The 4,117-nt window shown below is 61.1% G+C and carries 5 protein-coding genes; all 5 read right to left on the bottom strand.

The window, feature by feature from the left end; genetic code table 11:
• Positions 1 to 877 (bottom strand): efflux RND transporter periplasmic adaptor subunit (locus I5W_RS23400; protein WP_044531050.1); only part of this gene is annotated, 877 nt, incomplete at its 3' end.
• 7 nt (positions 878 to 884) lie between these two features.
• Positions 885 to 2,171, bottom strand: a complete 1,287-nt coding sequence (locus I5W_RS23405; protein ID WP_044531051.1) for a TolC family protein — start codon at positions 2,169 to 2,171, stop codon at positions 885 to 887.
• Between the two features lie 69 nt (positions 2,172 to 2,240).
• Positions 2,241 to 2,594 carry a hypothetical protein gene (locus I5W_RS23410; RefSeq protein ID WP_017449875.1) on the bottom strand — a complete coding sequence of 118 codons (354 nt, stop codon included), beginning with the start codon at positions 2,592 to 2,594 and terminating at the stop codon, positions 2,241 to 2,243.
• Between the two features lie 189 nt (positions 2,595 to 2,783).
• Positions 2,784 to 3,740, bottom strand: a complete 957-nt coding sequence (locus I5W_RS23415) for a 3-hydroxyacyl-CoA dehydrogenase NAD-binding domain-containing protein (RefSeq protein WP_044531052.1) — start codon at positions 3,738 to 3,740, stop codon at positions 2,784 to 2,786.
• Positions 3,741 to 3,751: 11 nt separating this feature from the next.
• Entirely contained in the window at positions 3,752 to 3,994 is a 243-nt protein-coding gene (locus I5W_RS23420) for a hypothetical protein (RefSeq protein ID WP_044531053.1), read from the bottom strand.
• Positions 3,995 to 4,117: the final 123 nt, after the last annotated feature.

A 4,117-nucleotide genomic window follows, 5' to 3' on the forward strand; every position in this document is an offset into this window, starting at 1 on the left:
TCAGGGAACCCACATACGAGATCTTGCCTTGGGCACTGGCGCTCAACGCGGTGGCCTGGACCACGACTTTCTCGCCGACGCGAACGACCTGCATGTCCTTGGGCGACACGATGATCTCGGCCCACACACTGGAGAGATCGGAAATCAGGAAGGCATTGGCGTCTTCCCGCACGGCCTCGCCCAGGCCGAGATGTTTCTCGACCACGGTCCCATCGAAGGGTGCGCGGATTTCATAACGGTTCAGGCTGCCGGAAGAACCGCTGGCACCGATGGCGCGCAACTTCTGCTGTGCATTGCGCACCGCCACCTCGGCTTCACGCAAGGCGCTCTGGGCTTGCAGATAATCCTGCTCGGCAGAAATCTTTTGTTCCCACAGCTTCTTTTCGCGCTGGTAGGCGGTGCGGGCGAGGGACAGACGCTGCTCGGCATTGAGCAGTTCGGAACGCAGCTCCGAGATGGCGCTGCTGTTGATGACGGCCAGCACCTGTCCCTTCTTCACCTTCTGTCCCAGATTGGCCGATACCGACTCGACGATGCCGGCCACCTGCGGCACGACATGGGCGGTGCGATCTTCATTGAAGCGAATCTCGCCCGGCAATTGCAGGCTGGAAGTGATCTGCATGGCGCCGGCCGTCTTGAGCTCGATGGCGGCGGCGGCCATCTGCTCCTGGTCCAGTGCGATCGTTCCCTCTTCCTTGTGATCGCTGTCCTTGTCCTCGCCGGAATGTTCGTTGTCCTGATGGCTGCCCTCTTCCTGATGGGCAGACGGCTTTGCGTTCTCCCCTTGCGAACCGTTGCCCTTCATCAGGGTGATCCCCACGACAAGCGCTGCAATGGCGATGATGGCCGCGATGGTGAATGTCTGTTTCTTGCTCATGTTTATCTCACTCTGCTGGAGAGGTCTCGATGCCGGCCAGACGATCCAGGTCTGCGGCTGCTTGGAATGCAGTAGAAAGCGCTTTCCAGTACTGCGCTTTGGCTTGGAAATAGGTGCGTTGGGCGTCAAGGACATCCAGATATCCGAACTTCCCCAGTTCGAATCCTGTGCGTGCCGCCTGGTAGGCCGATTGCGCTGCGGGGACGATCTCATCGCGCAAGGCGGTGGCTTCTTCCCTGGCATTGCGCAGGCGCTCGAAGCTCTGCGCGGCCTCGCTCTGCATCTGCACTTCGGTGACCGACAACGTGTCCCGCGCGATATCGACACGCTTGAGCGCTTTGAGCTCGTTGCCTTTGTTGCTGTCGAAGACAGGGATAGGAACCGAAAATCCGACCACCCACATGTTCCGGGCGTTCGATTCATCGCGCTTGTTGCCCAGGGTCAGGCTCACATCGGGCGTGCGTTTGCTGGTCTCGATACTGGCCAACGCACGGCGACGCTCCACTTCCAGCTGGGCCAGCCTGACGGCAGGACCGGTGGCGACCTTCTCGGTCAGTTGTGCAATAGCCGGCAGGGGCGGCAGCGACTCGACGCCACGCTCGGTCAGTTCAAAGCCATTGTCGACGCTGCCCCAGAAGGTCGCCAATTTCTTCTGCGCGACAGTCAGATCGCTATTGGCTTCATTGAGCTCCAGCTGCGCACTGGATTGCGCCACCTGCGCCTTGGTTTGCTCGACGGGAGAAATCTTTCCTGCCATGACGCGCCGTCCCGCCATCTGCGCCGAGGTCTTGGCCAGCCCCAGCAGTTCGCTGGCCAGACGCTGGCGCTCGGCGGCGACCATGACGTCGTAGTACGCGGCCACGACGCCGGCGCGTATTTCGGTACGCTTGGCGGCGTAGTCCAGCAATGCCATGTCGCGCGCGCGCTGGGCAGCGTCAATACGCGCACTGCGCTTGCCACCGAGCTCGATGGGCTGCGTGATCTGGTAGGTGGTGGTCCGGCTGGACTTGCGGAAATCCTCGAGCAGCGCCGAAAACTCTGGATTGGGTCTGGCGCCGGCCTGGAGGATCGTGGCCTCGACCGCCTCGATCTCTTTTCTGGCGGCCGCCAGTGTCTTGTTCTGGTCGAATGCCAGGCTGATCGCAGCCGGCAGCGACAGCAGTCGGGTTTCTTTATCGAACGCTGACGCCGTGGCGGGCGGGTTGTATTGCGTAGTTGCAGGCGCACTGGATTGCGCTTGGCTGGAGCCGGCCGCAAGCAGCGCAAGCCCCAGCAAGAAGCTGTGCCGATACATCGAATTCTCCGGTAATGAAAAGGGGAATTCGGCGAGAGCAGTTGGTGTGTGGGGATTGTCCTCGCCGAGTCAAGCGGCGAGCGGCCAATTGGGCTTGTCAGGCCCGTCGGCGATATGCGAGGCAGGATGGGAGCAGTAGTTTGGATGCGCGGCCTGTGCCACGGCTGGCGCAACGATGACGATGGCACTACCGGCCTGCACCGACTTCATGGCACAAAAGTGGCACAGGGAACAGTCCATGTCGCGGTCACCGGACTTTGATTTCTGGGAACCAGCCTGTTCATCCACCTTTACGGAAGAATGGTCGTGATGCCCCAGATGCGCCGGAACCCTGTCATTTTCTGCTTGGCAATACCCTGCCACTGTCGCCCAAGAGAGCTGCACCGGCAACAGGAAAGCAAGCAAGAGAATCAGTGTGCGCATGGCTGAAAGGAGAATGACTGCCGGCCAGACCGGTCGGCAGTCATGGGGGTGATGGGCGACGCTGCCGCATTGTTGAAATAAATTCTACGGAGGAGGTGTGAACAAAAAGATTACCGAGTCATTACAGATCTGTAATGAATGTCGATGCCGACTTAATAAATTCCAAATCCTGTCCGGCGGAAAAGTCACTCATGGAATATACGTGGCGCGCGTCTTGGCCGCCAGCAGGCTGGTCAACAATGCATCCCGCTCGGCCGCCAGTGCCGATGGATCGCATCCCGCCAACTGCTGCGCCACCTGTTCGGTGATCGTGGCACGCAAGTCGGGGGTCATCGAGGGCGCCCCCAGGTCGGCCCACCAGCTTTCAATCGGCCCGCCCAGGTGCTCCAGCAAATGCCCGATGCCGCCGGCGCCACCGGACAAGGAGAGATTCAGGAAGGGCCCCATCATCGCCCAGCGCAAGCCGGGACCATAGGCGATGGCGGTGTCGATGTCTTCGGTGGTGGCCACGCCCTGCTCCACCAGATGAAAGGCTTCGCGCCACAAGGCCGCTTGCAGCCGGTTGGCAACGTGACCCTTGATCTCCTTGCGCGGATGGATGGGCTTCTTGCCGATGGCCGCATAAAACGCCATGGCACGCTGTACGGTGGCCTCCGAGGTGAGCTCGCCACCGATCACTTCGACCAGCGGGATGACGTGCGGCGGATTAAATGGATGCCCCAGCACCACCCGTTCGGGATGGCGGCAAGCGCTTTGTACCGTGCTCATCAGCAGGCCGGAAGAACTGGATGCCAGGATCACATGCGGCGGCAAGGCGGCATCCATGCGTCTGAACAAGGCGATCTTCAGGTCTTCCCGTTCAGGGCCGTTCTCTTGCACAAAGTCGGCACCTTGCAACGCTTCTTCCAGGTCAGCATGAAACGATAGTCGCTCCAGCGAACTGCCGGGTGCCAGACCGCTGGTGCGCAGGCCCGGCCAATGCCGCTGCACCGACTCCAGCAAGCGCTCTTGTGCGCCCGGCTGCGGATCGGTGGCCGCCACTTCCAGCCCCTGGGCCAGGAAGTAGGCAACCCAACTGGCACCGATCACGCCCGTACCCACCACGGCGACACGCTTGATATCGCCCTTGTCCGGAATGCTGTTCATGGTTTTTTCTTTCATAGGAAAATCACATCGTCGGCCGGGTCTGCCCGGTACAGATGCTCGACCAGGCCCGCCCGGTGGCGCAATACGGCGCCTTGGTTAATATAACCCTTGTCGGTAATTTCACCTGCATCGACTGCCGGCGGCTCCGACATCAGGTAGGCACAAGTGGCGAAGGTGGACGAACCACCGCCCTGCTTGCGCAATTCGTTGAGCCCGGTGCGGATGTGGGCGTGAACCGCAGGATGCGCGAGCACCGCCGAGTGCGAGCTTTACCTATTGCAGCGCGCCCATCAGCCTGCGCTATCGGCAGCTTCACGCCCGGGTTCAGGGCGGTGATTTCCGGTGGTTCCACTTGGTGATCTGCCAGCGTAGATTCG

This window comes from Herbaspirillum sp. B65 (assembly GCF_000333555.1).
GTDB lineage: Bacteria > Pseudomonadota > Gammaproteobacteria > Burkholderiales > Burkholderiaceae_D > Herbaspirillum > Herbaspirillum rubrisubalbicans.

What these genes read in the sequence shown, in the direction of transcription:
- I5W_RS23410 (WP_017449875.1), bottom strand. Translation starts at nt 2,594, where the DNA reads ATGCGCACACTGATTCTCTTGCTTGCTTTCCTGTTGCCGGTGCAGCTC.
- I5W_RS23415 (WP_044531052.1), bottom strand. Translation starts at nt 3,740, where the DNA reads ATGAACAGCATTCCGGACAAGGGCGATATCAAGCGTGTCGCCGTGGTG.
- I5W_RS23405 (WP_044531051.1), bottom strand. Translation starts at nt 2,171, where the DNA reads ATGTATCGGCACAGCTTCTTGCTGGGGCTTGCGCTGCTTGCGGCCGGC.